The sequence below is a fragment of the Chitinophaga arvensicola genome (assembly GCF_900110835.1).
GTDB classification, from domain to species: domain Bacteria; phylum Bacteroidota; class Bacteroidia; order Chitinophagales; family Chitinophagaceae; genus Chitinophaga; species Chitinophaga arvensicola.
The window spans coordinates 2,576,420-2,593,491 of record NZ_FOJG01000001.1; the positions used below are offsets into that span (position 1 = coordinate 2,576,420).

General features: G+C 47.5%; 12 protein-coding genes. 1 reads left to right on the plus strand and 11 read right to left on the minus strand.

Annotated features, from left to right (window positions below):
- The first annotated feature begins 5 nt into the window (after positions 1-5).
- Complete coding sequence (locus BMW79_RS10800; RefSeq protein WP_089894405.1) at positions 6-1,520, plus strand: TlpA disulfide reductase family protein; 1,515 nt, start codon at positions 6-8, stop codon at positions 1,518-1,520.
- 45 nt (positions 1,521-1,565) lie between these two features.
- Here the strand turns inward: BMW79_RS10800 and BMW79_RS10805 are convergent, their stop codons facing one another.
- From BMW79_RS10805 to BMW79_RS10855, 11 genes are all read right to left on the minus strand, one after another.
- Positions 1,566-1,907, minus strand: a complete 342-nt coding sequence (locus tag BMW79_RS10805; protein ID WP_089894406.1) for a HopJ type III effector protein — start codon at positions 1,905-1,907, stop codon at positions 1,566-1,568.
- Between the two features lie 153 nt (positions 1,908-2,060).
- Positions 2,061-2,825, minus strand: coding sequence for a MerR family transcriptional regulator (locus BMW79_RS10810; protein ID WP_089894408.1), 765 nt, complete (start codon positions 2,823-2,825; stop codon positions 2,061-2,063).
- A 110-nt stretch (positions 2,826-2,935) separates the two neighbouring features.
- Complete coding sequence (locus tag BMW79_RS10815) at positions 2,936-3,733, minus strand: hypothetical protein (protein ID WP_143059125.1); 798 nt, start codon at positions 3,731-3,733, stop codon at positions 2,936-2,938.
- 71 nt (positions 3,734-3,804) lie between these two features.
- A complete protein-coding gene (locus BMW79_RS10820) occupies positions 3,805-4,323 on the minus strand; it encodes a DUF6886 family protein (protein WP_089894415.1) in 519 nt (172 codons plus the stop codon).
- Between the two features lie 60 nt (positions 4,324-4,383).
- Positions 4,384-5,961, minus strand: a complete 1,578-nt coding sequence (locus BMW79_RS10825) for a SusD/RagB family nutrient-binding outer membrane lipoprotein (protein ID WP_089894418.1) — start codon at positions 5,959-5,961, stop codon at positions 4,384-4,386.
- Positions 5,962-5,978: 17 nt separating this feature from the next.
- Complete coding sequence (locus BMW79_RS10830) at positions 5,979-9,287, minus strand: SusC/RagA family TonB-linked outer membrane protein (RefSeq protein ID WP_177192114.1); 3,309 nt, start codon at positions 9,285-9,287, stop codon at positions 5,979-5,981.
- Positions 9,288-9,477: 190 nt separating this feature from the next.
- Complete coding sequence (locus tag BMW79_RS10835) at positions 9,478-10,359, minus strand: helix-turn-helix domain-containing protein (protein ID WP_177192115.1); 882 nt, start codon at positions 10,357-10,359, stop codon at positions 9,478-9,480.
- 385 nt (positions 10,360-10,744) lie between these two features.
- The gene (locus tag BMW79_RS10840) at positions 10,745-11,455 is read right to left on the minus strand and encodes an SDR family oxidoreductase (RefSeq protein ID WP_089894427.1); all 711 of its coding nucleotides are present in this window, start codon (positions 11,453-11,455) and stop codon (positions 10,745-10,747) included.
- 92 nt (positions 11,456-11,547) lie between these two features.
- Positions 11,548-14,352, minus strand: a complete 2,805-nt coding sequence (locus BMW79_RS10845) for a M16 family metallopeptidase (RefSeq protein ID WP_089894431.1) — start codon at positions 14,350-14,352, stop codon at positions 11,548-11,550.
- 48 nt (positions 14,353-14,400) lie between these two features.
- Entirely contained in the window at positions 14,401-15,714 is a 1,314-nt protein-coding gene (locus BMW79_RS10850; RefSeq protein ID WP_089894434.1) for a MutS-related protein, read from the minus strand.
- Positions 15,711-17,060, minus strand: a complete 1,350-nt coding sequence (locus BMW79_RS10855; protein ID WP_089894437.1) for a MutS-related protein — start codon at positions 17,058-17,060, stop codon at positions 15,711-15,713. Before BMW79_RS10855 ends, BMW79_RS10850 begins: the two co-directional genes overlap by 4 nt.
- Between the last annotated feature and the right edge of the window lie 12 nt (positions 17,061-17,072).

Consider the following 17,072-nt stretch of genomic DNA (forward strand, 5'->3'; position numbering starts at 1 on the left):
TCCATATGATCTGTAAAAGAATAATAGCCATCCTGATCGGCGGACTTCCCGTTGTTCCGCTGGCAGCGCAGCAAAGTACACCCGGTTTGAATGAATTGAAAGCAGTGATCACAAAGTACCCGGATAGCCTGGGAGCGCATCAGGAGTATATCAAGGCATTCCGTAAAAGTATTCCCAATGCCTCTTTCCGGAATGGCGACTCTGTTGTTTCCCTGTTGAAAGGACAATATGCCCAATGGGCCAAACAATTTCCCCGGTCGGCCACGGTGCCTTTTGCTATAGGGGAAGCCTATGCAGACGCGGAAAGTCCGAAGGCCAAACCTTACCTGCTGAAGGCGGTGGAGTTGAATCCAAAACTGGCGGCGGCATGGAAAGACCTGTCGATCGATGCCGACCGCTGGGGAGATCAGACCGGCGCCAGGGAATACATGGGCAAAGCGTCTGCTGCTGATCCATCAGATCCGGGTTATGCTTTTTATTATGCCATGGATTTTGAACATATCGACGGGCAGAAATGGCGGTCCATGTTATACGACCTGGCTAAAAAGTTTCCGCAAAGTGAACGTGGCGCCCAGGGCTTATACTGGCTGGGAGCCAGGAGCCGGGATACTACGGAAAAGGTAAAAGTATATGAGCAACTGCGCAGTCTGTATCCGCCGGCCAAATTCAGCTGGTCGTCCGGCGGTATGGATGACCTCTTCAGTATTTACCTGAAAACAGCACCTGAGAAAGCAGCTGCACTGGCTACCGCGCTGAAAGGCCAGGAAGGCTGGGGCGCCAAGGATACGCTGGCAGGGAAGATCATTTCCGTCAATGCCTTTATACAACAAGGAAAATTCAAAGAAGCGGCAGATCTGCTGACAGGAATTAAATTGTCGCGCTACTCCCGTTTAAACACTTTCATTGCCTCGCTGAAAGCGCGTGCTGCTCATGGTTTGGGTAATACTGATGAAGCTTACAACAGTCTCGCCGCTATTTATGCAAAAGACCCTACCGATGATCTCTGGAAAGAACTGGAAGTATATGGCAAAGCGCAGGGTAAAGATGCGCAACAGATCGACAAAGATATCTGGCAGGTAAGGCAGCAGACGATTAAACCGGCTCCTCCTTTTGACCTGGGTTTGTATACTTCTTCCGGTACCGCTTCTCTGGAAAGCTATAAAGGGAAAGTAATACTGCTTACCTTCTGGTTTCCGGGTTGTGGCCCCTGCCGTGGTGAGTTCCCGTATTTCCAGAACGTGATCAATAAATTTAAAGGCCAGGATGTAGCTTATATCGGCATCAACGTATCGCCGGATCAGGATGATTATGTACTGCCGTTTATGAAAGGAACGGGCTATTCCTTCACGCCGTTGCGTGCTACCGACGATTGGGCCGCAAAGGTGTATAAAGTGCGGGGAGAGCCTACTAATTTCCTCATTGATCAGAACGGACAGCTGGTATTCACCGATTTCCGGATTGATGGCAGTAATGAGCGGACGCTGGAACTGATGATCAGTTCCGTGTTGAAGAGAAAATAAAAAAGCAAGCCGGCAACACAGGATGTTGCCGGCGCTGATAAAATGTTATTTCGCAGATAAGGCCGTTCCTTCAAAAACGATGCCCGGCCAGCCATGGAGCATAAACTGCCTGATATTCTGGTGATCGGTTCCGGTGGGTGTATTTAACACCGCCTGGTAGTGTTCCGCAAATAAGTAGAGGGTATCCTCCGCACTGAGTCGCTGCAGTTGTGCAAAAGAAAACACTTTGGCACTACCCTGGTTTTGTGATGCTTCATTGTAAGCATCTCCGTTTTTAAAGGCAGTGGGCTGATGTTGATAGTACGTTTCTATAAATTCAATCACATCTTTGAATGGGAGGGAGTTGTCTTTTAACTTTGCCATCAAAGTAATTACTTGTTCTTTCATCCGGCTATTATATGTTTGATATCAATAGAAGCGGGGCGGATATTATCTGCCCCGCTTTGTTTTACGCTGCAAAAATAGAGATTTAATCTTCCGGATAAACTTTAATCATATGATTGACAAAATGGGCTGCCTATAAAAAGGCAGCCCATTCTTTTAGTGCCGGGTATTTTTATGGTAATACGCGGTAGCCTCACTGATAAAAACAGCCATTTGCCGGCTAGGCAGGCCATCGGCTGTAACATCCGGTTTATCTGCTGCGTATAATTCACCCAGGGTTCTGAAGTATTCCAGTTTACCGGGTGCTATTTTTCCACCGGTTAGCCGGGTGATAATTTCATAACGCCGGGCAATACATTGTTGTACTTTTTCATGCTGAGGATCACCTATCAGCGTGGTGAGCCGGTTGGTGATGTTATTGAGTTCTGTCTGCATGGCTGCCATTTCCTGACTGCCCAGTGCCCGTAAGGTATCTTCTACTTCCAGGATCATATCTTTTCCCCATTTGGACATGGCTGCTGTGCGGCATTCCGCCACTTTTTCGACAGGCAGGCCTTCGTATAAATCCGCTGCTTGTAACATAGTGTTGTTTTTAAGTGTTACCAATGTTTTTTCAATGGTACCAATCAATGTGTTTATTCTTTCCTTCCGGGCCAACAGCGCTACCTTGTGTTCTTCCAGCGCCTGCATCAGATCAAATGCAGGATCGTCCAGTATGTCGCAGATCTCTTTCAATGGGAAATCCAGTTCCCGGTAGAAGAGGATCTGTTGCAAACGCAGCAGTTCTTTTTCGCCATACAGCCGATACCCGGCCCCGGTACGGACGGAAGGTTTGAGTAAGTCCATCTTGTCGTACAGGTGTAAGGTGCGCACGCTGACACCTGCCAGTTGAGACAGCTTTTTTACAGAATACTTGTTCATCGTTTGGATTTATACCTTATCGGAACAAATATAGGGTATGACCTAAGGTAAGAGTCAAGAGAAATGTCGGATTTTTTTTAAGATTTGTTGGAAAGCCTGTCTGCACGGCCTTACGAAGGCCACTGATCAAATAGCTCTTCCCGTCCGTTGAACTGTTGTTTAATAAACGTCAGCAGTGCTTCCCCTGCAAAGGTAACGGTACTTTCATAAGACCCGTAAATGATCCATTCATAATTGCGGTCGCAATAAACAGTTTCGTAACAATCGGGGTGAAACAGATTGATGTCAATCTCCGCATCCGTGCCATCTTCTGTGAGTTCCAGGAGGAGCGGGGCGGCATAGCTGCTGATAAAACTGATAATGGCCTGGTAGTCGTTTGCAGTAATATTCTTTTTGGCCAGGTATATTGTTTCCGTAGGGCACCTGTAATCCAGCGGGTCCCAGTAATCGCCGTCGTAGTTCCAGCGTTCCAGCAGCACCTGCCGTACTGCTGCCTGTTCGGCAGAGGGCAGTCGCCGGCGCCAGGGAAGTGGCGCTACCAATGCCAGTTCTGATGGCGTAATGGTGCTGATAAAGTGAATAAATTTGTCCCTTTCTTCCCGAATCGCATTTTGTTCAATATTATTTTCGTTGACCGTAAACGGGGAGGAGGCCGTATCGCCGATGTGGATCAGTGTTTCGCGGCATTGCTCCAGGTCCGGCCAGGTTTTGCCGGTCAGCATTTCCACTTCTCCCAGGATAGCTGACAGTACATTATACCGGGGGAACAGGTTATAATCATTATCGGTGTAGCTGTATTCCGGAAAGCTTTTTCCGGTGCGTTCCTTCACATACCGGGCAGACCAGTAATCGAAATGTTCTTTGCAGTATGTACGTGCGGCAGTAGTAAGCGCTTCAGCAGGACTCATGTAACTTTTTTTCTCAGAATAATGTTCCTGCGAAAATAGCATATTTGAAAATCCGGTGAATTATTTTTTGTCTATAATGCCGCGTTACGCATCCTGATCAGCGAAAAATTCAGGGTAGATCCTTTTACCGCTTCTGCCAGTTCTGTGATAGAAGGCATGAACCTTAATTCCACGTTCCGTTTCAGCATTTCCTCCATCACATTGTAAATGGGTCGTACGCGAAGGGGTGTTACGGGCATCATGGATACATAGTATCCTGCGCATTTATCAAAGAGAAAGAAGGTATCCGGTGGAAATTCATAACAGTAGATAATGGCCTGCTGGATAGTTTTTAACCAGGCAGATTCTACTGCTACTACATAGGTGGCGGTGCTGTTTCCCAGGAATTGCTCGCGGTCGGCCGGTGTGGTATCCGGGCCCGCATAAAAGGTAACCCTTGGGCAATTACGGGGTAGGAGATAATTGTGCAGCAATGTTTCCGATATGGCAAATACGGCTTTTCGAAGAATATGTCCCGGATAAAAGGTAGCGGGCCGGGGTTCAAATATTTTTATCTTCGGGTCATCGCTGATATGATATAGTCTTTCCATGTGCTACTACAATAAAAGATGGCAAACCATGCGGTTTGCCATCTTTCTAAAACTAAAATATTATTTAATCAGCCACATTTTTCCGTTTACATCGTCATTACCACCGTACTGGCTGCTGATAGCGGAGTTGTAATTGTCCTTGTTGTAGGTAATTTCATCCTGTGGGTATTCCCAGCGCAGCGGGATCTGGTTGCTGGCGGTACCAATACCTACGCCACCCTGACTGAATGCCGGGATGCCGGTTCTGCGCCAGTTGTAATAGGCTTCAAATCCGGAGTTCATAAAGAAGGATACATATTTCTGTGTTAGGATCTGTGTTAATCCTTTGGCAGGATCATAAGCTACATTAGGACCGGCGAGGAAAGCATTGATGTCTGCGGTAGCAGTACCCATGCTTGGTTTGGAGCCATCTACGTTACCGATGGTGAGCACCTGTCCCTGTTTTAAGCCGTACCAGTCCATAGAGGCATTGATGCCTTTTAAGTACCAGTCGGATGCACTTGCACCGGTGATCCATCCACGGTTGGCGGCTTCTGCAATATTGAAGCACATTTCGGAATAACCGATGAGGATATACGGTTCTGCGTTGGCGCCTGAAGAAGAAGACATATAACGGTTGTAGCTCAGGGAAGAATATTTACCGTCGGCAGAGAAGTTGGACATCAACCCTTGTGATTTGCCGTTGTCTTCTCCAACATAAGCGGTAAAGTCGCTCACCTGTTTGCCGGCAGTTAACTGGGCAGGGGCAGGAATGGCCAGCGTAAATACGCGTGGATCCTGGTAAGCAGCTGTTACGTTAAAGAAAGTCTGACTGATATTTTCACAGTTGTTGTAAGGTGCATTTCCGGAACGGTTCGGCGGATACAGGGTAATAGTGGTATAACGGTACACCATGTTATCACTGTTAGCCGTCATGATAGGGTATTTCACCGGATCGCCGATAATGGTGGCAAACTGTTGTTTGATGTTCAGGTCTGCATTGTCATCAGCTCTTTTGCTCATGCTGATCAGCACCCGTAAACGGTAGGTGTTGATCACTTTGCGCCACTGGAGGTAGGTAAGGCCAAAGATATCTCCGGTAGCATCTACTTTGGTAGCGCTATTGGCAGGAGAGATCAGGTTACCGAGCATGGTGTTGGCAGAGTCGAGCAAAATCAGGCTGTTCTTGTACACATCGTGCTGCTTGTCGTAGGTAGGTGTCAGTTTGTTGACATCGCCGGCGTCTGACATCGGGATATCGCCTACACGTTGCGACAACCAGATGAACGCATATGCTTTGAAAAATTTGCTTAATGCAAAGTATACGTTGGTATTGTTACCGTATTGTTTCAGCGCCTGTCCTTCCATCTGGGTACAATAGCGGATCATATCATAGGTATGATTGGTATTGGACCAGTTATAGGCATTGCTGCCGAAATAATAGGAATAGTTGGAAACGATATTCTGATTGAAGCGGTAAACAGGAGAAATTACCGGTTCTTCTTCCCGCATCAGGTTGGCCGTGAGGTGATTGAGCAACAGGGCCACCGGTATGGTGGAGTTTTCCGCAGATACGTTAGGATTGGACAGCAGGTCTCCTTTCTGACAGCCACTGATAGCAAGGACTATTACCAGTAAAGTGATAGTGATATATCTCATACAAATAAATTGAATAATTAGAAACTAAGGTTCACATTAAAGCCCATTCTTCTGGCTGTCATACTTTGCAGTACGCCGCCGTTACCCAGGGAGCGATCGGTATCGTTGTAACCGGAGGCAAACTGGTCCAGGTCGATGTCTTTGCTTTTAGAGAAATACAGCAGGTTTCTGCCTACCAGCGAGAAAGAAGCTGCCTTGATGAAGCGGTTACGCTGCAGGAATTTAGAAGGTAAACTATAACCGAGGGTTACTTCACGTAGTTTGGCAAAAGAGCGGTCTACCATCCAGTATTCATTTACGTTACCGATACCGGAAGAAACGAATGTTTGTACGGTAGTAGCTACGTCGTTGGGTGCAAACTGGATATCTTTCATGTTTACAATCTCGCCATTCTGATACACGGGAGTACCGGAAACGATTTTCACGCCTGGCGCAATGTAATGCCCGGTAGGCGCTACGGTACCGTTGTTGGTAGATTGCCAGTCGGCCAGTCTTGCCTTACCGAAATCACCGCTGGCACTTGCCAGTGCAGTACCACCGTTCATACCATCTTTGTATACTTCGTTGAAGATTTTACCACCAATGCGGCCATCTACCTGGAAGCTTAAAGAGAAGTTTTTGTAGGAGAACCTGTTAGTAAAACCGAAAGAGAAATCAGGGTTGGCGTATCCGAGCAATTTGTTGTTACCGATGTCTGATGGCGCTCTTAACGGCAAGCCACCGCTGTATACGATGTTACCGGAACCATCGTGTACAAAGCCGGGACCATAGATCGCATCGAGACGTTCGCCTTTTTTGTAGTTGTGGTTATTCAGGGTTACTGCCTGTTCATCGCCATAGATATCGTTGAGTGTTTCTTTGTAAGTGGCGTAGTTTACGGACAGATCCCAGTTCAGGCCTTTAGGATTTCTTAATGGCGCTGCATTCAGGGCAATTTCAAAACCTTTCTTTTTGGAAGTGATGGCATTTACGTTGTGCGCGCTGTAGCTGGTAGACGGCGCTACACCCAGTGCGAAGATCTGCGGACCATTCAGACTGGTGAAATAGGTGAAGTCGGCGCCTAAGCGGTTATTGAATAATCTCAGATCCAGACCGGCTTCGTAAGAAGAAACGGTGAAAGGTTTCAACGTAGGGTTGCTGATGGTGCTGGAGAAATCTGCCGAAGGCTGGTTATTATAATAGTTGGCCAGGCTGTATGCCATCTGGTTATTATAGGTAGGTCCGTCGTAAGAAGTATACAGATCAGTACCATAACCCAGCAAACCACTGTTGGTGCTTTTACCGGTGATCTGCGTAAACGCAGAAGCAGCAGTAGGAGAGGTAAGGGCTCCCTTCACGTTGGCGTAGGAACCGCGTACTTTCAGCAGGGAAATGAATTTTGGCAGGCTTACATAATCATTGATCACAGAACTCAGGGACACAGATGGGTAGTAGAAGGTATTATAACCATCTGCCAGTGTTGATACGTGATCTACACGACCGGTATGGGATAAGGTGAGGTAAGGACCATAAGTGACGTCAAAGGAGTAGAATCCGCTGTATACCTGCATTTTGGAATCCCAGGTATAGGAAGAATACTGCTCTTTTGAGTTGGTCAGCACATATACATTCGGAATGGCCAGTGCCTTGGTGGTACCCCATAATGAGTTATAGTTGAAAGAACGCATGCTACCACCGGCGAGTGCAGAGATATTGAATTTACCTACTTTTTTATCATAGTTAAGGATCAGGTCTGTGTTATTTTCAAACAGGTTACGACGATCTTCACGGTAGTCGCCGTACCAGCCGAAGTAGTACCATGGCGTGTAGGTGTTCAGGTTAGTACCGGCAGGTACCTGTTCTGTTCTCAGCTGGTTCCAGGTGGTGATCTGTGTGCGGAGGTTCAGGTTTAAGGCGTCATTGAATTTATAGGATGCTTTGATATAGCCGTTGATATCGGTTTTATCGTGGGAGCGCAACCATTTTTTTGCAATGAACCAGGCGCTGTTTTCACGTCCGTATTCCTGAGCGTAGGGGATCAGGTTAGGCACACCCTGTGGTCCTTTATAGATATCTTTCAGGTCGTTGATGTCGTAATCAGCGGAGCCATACACCTGGAACATATAGATGTAGGAGTTAGGACCGTAGTTTACATCGGGGATATTGGGAGAATATTGTTTGTTGATGTTGGCGCTGGCTTCGATCTTCAGTTTATCGGTGATCTTGTAACCGGCGTTGATGGCCAAAGTATAGGTATGCAGTTTGGTGTTGGGGTTCATCCCTTTCTGGTTCATGTTCGACAGCGAGATACGGATATCGGAGCGGTCGGTGGCGGTAGACAGGGAGATGTTGTTGTTATTGATTACACCGTCTTCCATGAATTTCTGGAAGTTGTCTTTACCGCGTGCAGTCCATGGCGTAGCGGTTCTTACATGCGAAACCGGATCGTAGGGACTGTCGTACTGTTTGATAGGCTGGCCTTCGAAACGTGGACCCCATTCCGGTAAGCGCTGCCCGTTGTCGTACAGCTGGTCGCCGTAGCTATATTTGAAAGTGGTACCACGGCCATATTCTTCCTGGATTTTAGGAAGGGCGAGAAATCCTTTTTCGAGCATGGTGCTGCTGTTTACATCTACCTGCCATCCTTTGCTGTCTTTCGTACCTCTTTTGGTAGTAATAACGATAGCACCGTTGATACCACGGAAGCCATATAAAGCGGCTGCATTGGCTCCTTTCAGGACGGAATAGGATTCAATATCATCGGGGTTGATATTCCAGGTATCGGAGTTGATGGGGGCGCCATCTACTACGAACAGGAGATCTTTACTGCCACGGAGCACGATTTCAGGACGGCCCAGCATTTCCGGGTTGGCGCCTACGGTCAAACCGGCTACTTTACCTGCGAGGGAGTTGATCGGGTTGGGATCACGGGCTTTTACGAGGTCGGCTCCTTTTACTTCCTGAACGGAGTAGCCTAGTCTTTTTGCTTCTTTACGGATACCCATTGCAGTTACCACTACTTCATCGAGGCGTTTGTTGTCTTCTTTTAATGTGATACTGAAGGAAGATTCACTTCCTGTATTTACCTCCTGGGGTAAATAGCCGACATAGGAAAAAACGAGGGTAGCGAAAGAGCCGCTTGTTTTGATAGAAAATTCTCCTCCTTCGTTGGTAAAGGCGCCGCCGGACTTTCCTTTCTCACGTACGCTTACCCCGGGAATAGCCACACCATCGGTGCCGGATACTTTCCCTTTTATTATTCTCTCCTGGGCAATGGCATTGCCTGCAATCAGGATAAGGGGCAGCCATAGCAAGAAAAGTGCCCTGCATTGAGTAAATAATCTCATTGTCATTTTGGTTTTTGGTAATAGTTTTTTTTAGGTACCGGCAGCAAAATTCAGAAGGCCGGAAAACTATTACGACAGTGCCAGATGGGAAGGACTACAATTCGTGCAAGCCATGCGGCGAAGACGTGTAGTACTTTCTGAGATATTTATAATCAATGAGTTAGGAAAAATAATCGTTGTTACGTAATTCTTACTGAATTGTTACCGGAATGTTTTGTTGGATTTCCTTACGATAGGCGGAAGGGGTAAGGCCGGTTATTTTTTTGAAATAACTATTGAAAGATGATTTGGAATTGAATCCACAATCATACGCCAATGATAAGATGTTCAGATCCAGGCCGGGCGCTTTCAGTTTGCTGATCGCTTCCTGGATCCTGTATTCATTAATAAAAGTGTAGAAGTTTTTATTGAAACGTTCGCTTAATAACTGGGTGATATGATGTTTGGGGATAGCTACCCGCTCAGAAAGATCTTCCAGGGAGATTTCGGGTTCCAGGTAGATCTTGCTTTTTTCCATAAAGCCACGGATAACGGCTTCATATTCATCCATCCGCTTTTCGTCGAGTGCTGATTTTTTGTATTGCTTATTGATGGTTAACTCAACAGTCGCGTTGGTTGACGAAATTTCCGGCGTATTCCGGAAAATATTCACTGTTTCCATCTTATAACGGAGAATCAGTACCAGGAAAACAATAAAGCAGCCGTAAGGTAATATCCACAAATTAAGATCCGATCTGCCTGTTTTCAGATAGTAAACGGCAACCCCTGCAAGACCCAGCGCCATAGCGGAAAGCAGCATCCTGATGATCACGGTCAGCAGCTTTTTTTTGAGAACGGCCGTGGGATCATCGGCGGCGTGTTTTTTTAACAGCCGCCACGATACCATGGGATAAATAATCAGCGATACAATGCTGAACCACTGATAGATATAGGAATAAGTATCGATAAAACGGGGCGAAATAGCACCCCGCAGATAGCCAAAGCTGTTGACGAAAAACACAAGCGTAAATAAAGGCAGCGGCGCCATATGCAACGCAATGGTTCTCCGGCTTACTTCAGGAGAAATAAGCATCCGCGTAAGCAGATAAAGTAATGGACCATATGCCGTACTAAAACCAGAGGCATTATTATTATAAAGGAAATTACTTTTTAAGACAACCAGCAGCGACAGCTTTATTCCGAGGTGAATCAGCAGAATAAACAGAAACGCATTGAGGGTTTTCTCAAAATTATCTTTTGGTCTCAGTATATTAAATAAATAGATCGCAACACAGGTCTGAAAGTTGACGCAAGACAGAATGACTATGCTCATCATACACAAAGAGAGTTGATGCGCTAATATAGGATTGCAATGTTACCGGCATCTTAAATAAAGATTAGAATTAGCACTATCGCCGTCCATTACCCACCGGGTAAACGATAGGGTAATGATTTCCAATACAATGAATGCTGCCGTGTCAGATCTGGTGATCTTTTGGAAGAATCATCAGCCGGGGAATCCTCACATGGGGAGGTTGTGACAGGATGAATTTTATGGTAGCTACAATGTCATCTGTGGTCAGTGGTTCGTGAATACCCATGGCTTCCCTTGGATGTACTTCCCAGTCTTTATGCAATTCCGTCATTACCAGTCCGGGTTCAATACAGGATACCTGTATATTACTTCCGGCGAGTTCCATACGCAGCGCTTCTGATAATGCTTCCATGGCATATTTGGTGGCAGCGTAGGCGCCTGCGGTGGGCCTTACTTTGGTACCGAGGATACTGGAGATATTAATGACATGTCCTGAGCCCTGTTGGCGGAAACGTTTCAGCAGTTTATACGTGAGGCGGAAGGTGGCGGTTACGTTTAGCTGGATCATTGCTGTTACCTGGTCTATATCGATGGCTTCAATGGCGCCGGTGGCAATAGTGCCGGCGCAGTTAAACAGGTAATCGCAGCGACCGAATGTTTCGTAAGTAAAGTTGTCTATGTGATCCTGGAAGGTGGGGTCGGTAAGATCCCCGGTGAGGATATGCACATTTTCTGCGGACAATTCCCGTAGCCGCTCTTCCCGCCGGGCGGTGGCGATAACGGTATATCCTTCTTTGCTCAGCGCCTGTGCAATGGCATAGCCAATTCCGCTGCTGGCGCCCGTTACCAGGCATATTTTATTGCTGTTGCTCATGAGTCATCTATTTGCAACAAGATAGTTATTTGCCGGAAAAAAGATGGCCCTTTCCATTTACGGAAAAGGCCATACTGATATGCCAGGGAGGATTATTTCTTTTCCGGTAAGGATACAAACCGTACACTGTTCTGACCACCCAGGTAAGTTTTTGAAGCTGCCTGTACGGAGGTGGTATTCACCGCGTCCAGTAACTTATTCATATCTGGTAATGCTTTCAGTGCTTCGTTGTTTTCCACTTTGCCGGTAATATATTGTAACCAGAATTCATTGCTTTCTATCTGTAATTCATATTGTTTCAGGTAGCCTGCTTTGAATTTCTGCAGTTCGTCGGTGGTAGCGCCTTTTGCGTGTAAGGCATCAATGTCCTGCTGTACGAGTCCTGCGAGGTGCTCCACGTGTTCAGGGGCACATCCGAAGGAAACGTTGATAGAATAACGCTGATCCGGTTCTTTTGACATGCTGCCCTGTACAGATGGGGTATATACTTCTCCGGCGTTTTCGCGGAGACTTGTCAGCAACCGGTATTCCAGGATTTCAGATAATGCCTGCAGTTGTAATTTATTATTGGTGTTGTAAACGCAGTCGCCGCTATACACCAGTAATACGGTGGCTTTATCTTCTTTTCCTTTGGCTACGGTTTTTATCAGGTTACCTTTTGGAAGCTGGGTATGGATTTTCACGGCTTTCTCGTTGCGGTGCAGCGATGGCAGTGCGCCCAGGTATTTTTCCAGCAGGGGGGTAATGCTATCAGTATTGAAGTTACCTACAAACACAAAGTTGGTCTGGGAGGCATCGGCAAACCGGTCGCGGTAAATATCGTAGGCTTTTTCCAGGCTGATGCTGTCGAGGCGGGCCAGTGTTGCCGGGCTGGTACGGTAGTGATATCCGCTCAGCACTGCGCCAACGGTATCTTTAAATACATTTCCCGGGTCGGTGTAGCGGTTAGTGATCTGTTGCCTGGATTGGGCCATGGCATTTTCAAACAGTACCGTGTCTTTACGGGGAGCAGTATAGCGCAGGTACACCAGTTGCAGGGCTGTTTCCAGGTCCTTGCTGCTGCTGCCGCCATTCACGCCTTGTCCGCGTCCGCCGATGTAGGCGCCTACGGCTACGGATTTACCATTCAGCATTTTTGACAGCTGAAGCGGGGAGAAGCCGGCCAGACCGGAGCCACCGATAATACCGGAGGCACTGGAGGCAGTAGGGAAATCTTCGTTCGGGTATTTATTGATACCACCCGGAGCGAAGGAGATAAACTGGATCTGGTCGTTTTTATAGGTAGTAGGTTTGAGCCATACTTTCACGCCATTGCTGAGGGTGAGTTGCTGTATGCCGAGTTCCGCGATTTTCTTACGGGCGACTACCTTTCCTGGTGCAGGTAAATTTTTCAGCAGTACCTGGTCGGTAGCGCTTTCCTTGTAGGGCTCGAAGTTGGTAGCGGCTACCTGTTTGAACCAGCTTTGAATGGTGGCGGAGTCAGGGAGACTGCCTTTATCTTTTTCTGGTGCTACGAGGAAAATATCACGGTTGTTATCCTGGATGTAGTCGTTGGCCACTTCTTTCAGGTCGTCCAGGCTGATACCCGGTAACGCATTTTTTACGAAATTGTATTCCCACTGGAATCCGGGAGCGGGTGTTCCCTGGAGGAACAGCTGCTGGTATTCAGATACATAACTGTTGGAAGGCACTTTGCTTTGTTCGCGGGAAGCGGCATCCAGGGAGGTCATGAAGCTGGTTTTGGCGCGGTCCAGTTCCGGTTGTGTAAATCCGAGACGTTTTACTTTTTCCACCTGTGACCAGCCGGCAGCAAAAGCTTCGGATAATTTACCCGGTTTAGCGGTAACGGAGAAAGAGAACTGGTCCAGGCCACCGAGCAGGTTACCGATACCGGCGTTCACACCCAGAAAAGGGGGATTGGCCTGCTGGCTTAACTCTCCGAGGCGGAAGGCGAGCATCTGGTTAAACAGTGACCGCTTCATGGAATTGAGGTAATCGGTAGTGGTTTGCAGCTTATCGGCGTTGTGCTTGATCAGCATCTCCAGTGCCACATTACTCACTTCCGCATCCGTAACGGTGAGGAACTGATTTTTGCCGGTGAGGGCTATTTTGTATTCAGGTCTGGGTCTTTCGTTGGCTGGATTTTTCAGGTCGGCAAATTGTTTGCGGATCTGTTGTTCCACTTTATTCACATCCACATCTCCCACAACGATGAGGGCCTGCAGGTTTGGACGGTACCAGTCCTGGTGAAAGCGGCGGATGGCCGAGGCGGGGAAGTGGTTCAGGATGCTATCGGTACCGATAGGATTCCGTTTGGTGTACCGGGAATAGTTCAGCGTCAGCGGAAAGGTTTGTTGCTGTAAACGCTCTCCAACACCTTTACGCAGACGTTTCTCTTCCAGGATCACTCCTCTTTCCTTATCGATATCATCTGTTTCCAGTAAGGCTTCATGTGCCCAGTCGCGCATAATATCCAGCCCACGGCTTACCATGGCGGGATCGTCGGTAGGGATGGGCAGCTGGTATACGGTTTCATCGAATCCCGTATAGGCGTTCAGGTCAGCCCCGAAGCGTACGCCTGCTTTCTGCAGGTAATCGATCAGTTCATTTTTTGGAAAATGAGTGGTGCCATTGAAGTTCATGTGTTCCATGAAGTGAGCCAGTCCCTGCTGGTCATCATCTTCGAGGATAGAACCTACTTTGTTGACCAGGTAAAACAATACCCGTTTGGCAGGTTCATTATTTTTGCGGATGTAGTAGGTGAAACCATTTGATAATTTACCGGTACGAACGGCAGTATCCAATGGGATCGGCTGGCCCGTACTTTGTGCCTGTGCGGTGCTTCCGGCTAAAGAAAGGCATAGTAACCCTGCCGTAGCCAGGTGACGATAATGCATGCTGGTTGGTTTTTTGTTGTAACAAGATTTGTCTGCGAATATATGCACTTATAGCATATCCAGTATTCCTTCATTTTCAATAATAATCATTCCCTGCCTATCCTGCGTAATACCTTTTTGCAGTAGATAAGTATACCGGGGTACGGTACCTTCCATGACGGTAGGCAGGAACTGGAACTGAATATGATCTCCTTCTGCTTTTAAGGCATCTCCCACTTCGAAAATATGTGTGGAAATAATGAAGAAACACTCCCTGAAAGCCGTGAATGCAGCGGTTACAGCCAGCGTGGCATCATAAGCGTCTTTTACATTGGTACCTTTAAATAATTCATCAAAGATGACGAAAAGCGATTTGCCGGCATCTACTTCCTCAGCTACTTTTTTTACCCTTAATACTTCCGCGTAAAAATGGCTGTATCCTTTATCAAGATCATCGGGCACGTTTACAGAAGAATAGATACCATCCAGTACGGAGAATTGCATTTCCGTGGCAGCAACGGGGAAACCCATATGTGCCAGGTACAGGAGGATACCGGACGCTTTCATCAGGGTAGATTTACCCGCCATGTTGGCGCCGGTGAGGAACAGTACATTACTGTTGCCGCTGAAGGAAAGGGAATTGGCTACTGCTTTGTCGAGCCCCGGGTGCCGTACACCGTGGGCGATCAGCAGGTTCTTTTCTTTAGGCAGGGCCGTGGCATAACAAAACCCTTTCTCCCTGCCTACATTCGCTACGGTGATGTATACTTCCATCTCGTAGGTATGTGCCAGCAAGGTTTTCAGCTGTTCCTGGAATACCTGTGCCAGCAGGTAATGCAGCCGGGCATTCTGGGTGAAGGTCCGGTTGCTTGTGTGGAGATGTTCCAGGCGTTTATCCCTGGTGATCTGCCGGGCGCTGTCGGCCCATTTCTGCCAGGGAGAGTTTTTATCCCGTCCTTCTTTTTCCAGCTGATGCAGCAAGGTAGTGCAGGTTTTCAATACCCCGATACAGGCATCGATGCTTTGCAACTGCAGGGAAAGTGAATCGTCTTTAACGGCGAGTGCGGTGAATTTTTTCCTGCTCATCTGCCAGAGGGCCATCGGGAAATTGCCGGCGCAGCCTTCGTCCAGGTAAGCTTCCATGTTCCCCAGTGCTTCTTCCTCAAAAGGAAAGCTTGCACGGTGGTCGCTGAAATAGCGGAAAGCGGCACTTCTGCTGTTGATCTGATCTGCGTCTGTCAGCGGATGCTGGAACATCTGGTCCAGCAGTTTTTGTCCTCCCCGGGTTTTTACCTGGTTAAAGAGACTGAAAACGGAGTAAGGATTGTATTTCCCCAACAGCGATAAATCATCGAGTGTCTGTTTGTCGGCAATAAAGCTCATGTGGTCTTCTTTACTGATTTTTTCCTGGTTAATATATCCAGGATACCTTCATTTTTTATAATTACCATTCCGTGCCTGTCGGAGGTGATACCGGTGGCCAGTTTATGCGTATACACCGGTTTGTTGCCTTCCATTAACGTTGGCAGATATACGAAGTTGATGTTGTTACATTTTTCCTTGAGTACGTCGCCGGCCTCAATGATGTGTGTAGAAACAATGAACATGCAGTTCTGCCTGCGTGCAATGGCGGATGTAATGGCAATGGTAGCTTCATATGCATCTTTTACATTGGTACCACGGAACAGTTCATCAAAAATAACGAACAGGTATTTGTCCCGGCTAAGTTCCCTGGCAATGGTTTTTATGCGCAATACTTCTGCATAAAAATGGCTGGCTCCCTGTGTGAGGTTGTCCGGCAGGTTGATGGTGGTAAAGATGCCGTCTCTCGTGGAGAATTCCATCTTTGCTGCCGGTACCGGAAACCCCATTTGTCCGAGGTACATGGCGATGCCCAGGGACTTCATGAAGGTAGATTTACCGGCCATGTTGGCGCCGGTGAGAAAAATGATATTGCTGGCGGGCGTAATGTTCAGGGTATTGACTACCGGCTTTGAGAGCGCGGGGTGGTAGAAATCTTCCAGTATTACCGTCTGTGCTTCTTTTTTCAGGGCTACCGGGAAACAGAATTTTTTCTCCCGCGCGGTGCGGGCAACAGACAGGTATACATCGGCCAGGTAGATGTGCCGCAACAGTTGCAGCACGATCTCCCGTTGCCGGAAGCGAAGTACTTTATCGTACTCCGCTACCTTGGCAAAGGAAAATTTCTGTTTGGTATGTTCCTGCAACAGGGGTTGTAGTTCCTGTGTGCGCAGTAACTGGTCAATAGCGGCCAGTTCTTTGCTGTAGGGAAGATCTGCCACCTGTTGACGGATACTGTCTGCAAATGACCGGGTGGCCTGCAATATATTGATCAGGCTGTGTACACCTTTTTCAATGGTTTTGAATTCCGTATCTGCGGCAATGAACTGATTGAGTTTTCTGCCCAGCGTGTGTTCCTCTTCATTCAGCCGGGTGCGCTCATCGGTATTCTGAAGATGCTGTTCGGCTGCATCAAACCATTCGCCTTCATAAGGGAAAGGAATTTCTTTCACTGAAAAGGCGCGGATGGTGGTGCTGCGTGCGTTGATCGCTGCTTCGTCCGACAGCGGATTCCGGAACATCTCTTCCAGTAGCTCAGATCCGCCACGGGTAAAGGTGCGGTTGAAGATGGTATACACAGAATCGCTTCCACCTTTTCCGAAAATGTTCAGATCATTCAGTGTTTGTTTATCGGTCATCAGACTCATACCTATACTGTT

What these genes read in the sequence shown, in the direction of transcription:
- BMW79_RS10800 (WP_089894405.1), top strand. Translation starts at nt 6, where the DNA reads ATGATCTGTAAAAGAATAATAGCCATCCTGATCGGCGGACTTCCCGTT.
- BMW79_RS10840 (WP_089894427.1), bottom strand. Translation starts at nt 11,455, where the DNA reads ATGAGCAACAGCAATAAAATATGCCTGGTAACGGGCGCCAGCAGCGGA.
- BMW79_RS10820 (WP_089894415.1), bottom strand. Translation starts at nt 4,323, where the DNA reads ATGGAAAGACTATATCATATCAGCGATGACCCGAAGATAAAAATATTT.
- BMW79_RS10855 (WP_089894437.1), bottom strand. Translation starts at nt 17,060, where the DNA reads ATGAGTCTGATGACCGATAAACAAACACTGAATGATCTGAACATTTTC.
- BMW79_RS10845 (WP_089894431.1), bottom strand. Translation starts at nt 14,352, where the DNA reads ATGCATTATCGTCACCTGGCTACGGCAGGGTTACTATGCCTTTCTTTA.
- BMW79_RS10810 (WP_089894408.1), bottom strand. Translation starts at nt 2,825, where the DNA reads ATGAACAAGTATTCTGTAAAAAAGCTGTCTCAACTGGCAGGTGTCAGC.
- BMW79_RS10830 (WP_177192114.1), bottom strand. Translation starts at nt 9,287, where the DNA reads ATGAGATTATTTACTCAATGCAGGGCACTTTTCTTGCTATGGCTGCCC.
- BMW79_RS10825 (WP_089894418.1), bottom strand. Translation starts at nt 5,961, where the DNA reads ATGAGATATATCACTATCACTTTACTGGTAATAGTCCTTGCTATCAGT.
- BMW79_RS10805 (WP_089894406.1), bottom strand. Translation starts at nt 1,907, where the DNA reads ATGAAAGAACAAGTAATTACTTTGATGGCAAAGTTAAAAGACAACTCC.
- BMW79_RS10835 (WP_177192115.1), bottom strand. Translation starts at nt 10,359, where the DNA reads ATGCTTATTTCTCCTGAAGTAAGCCGGAGAACCATTGCGTTGCATATG.
- BMW79_RS10850 (WP_089894434.1), bottom strand. Translation starts at nt 15,714, where the DNA reads ATGAGCTTTATTGCCGACAAACAGACACTCGATGATTTATCGCTGTTG.
- BMW79_RS10815 (WP_143059125.1), bottom strand. Translation starts at nt 3,733, where the DNA reads ATGAGTCCTGCTGAAGCGCTTACTACTGCCGCACGTACATACTGCAAA.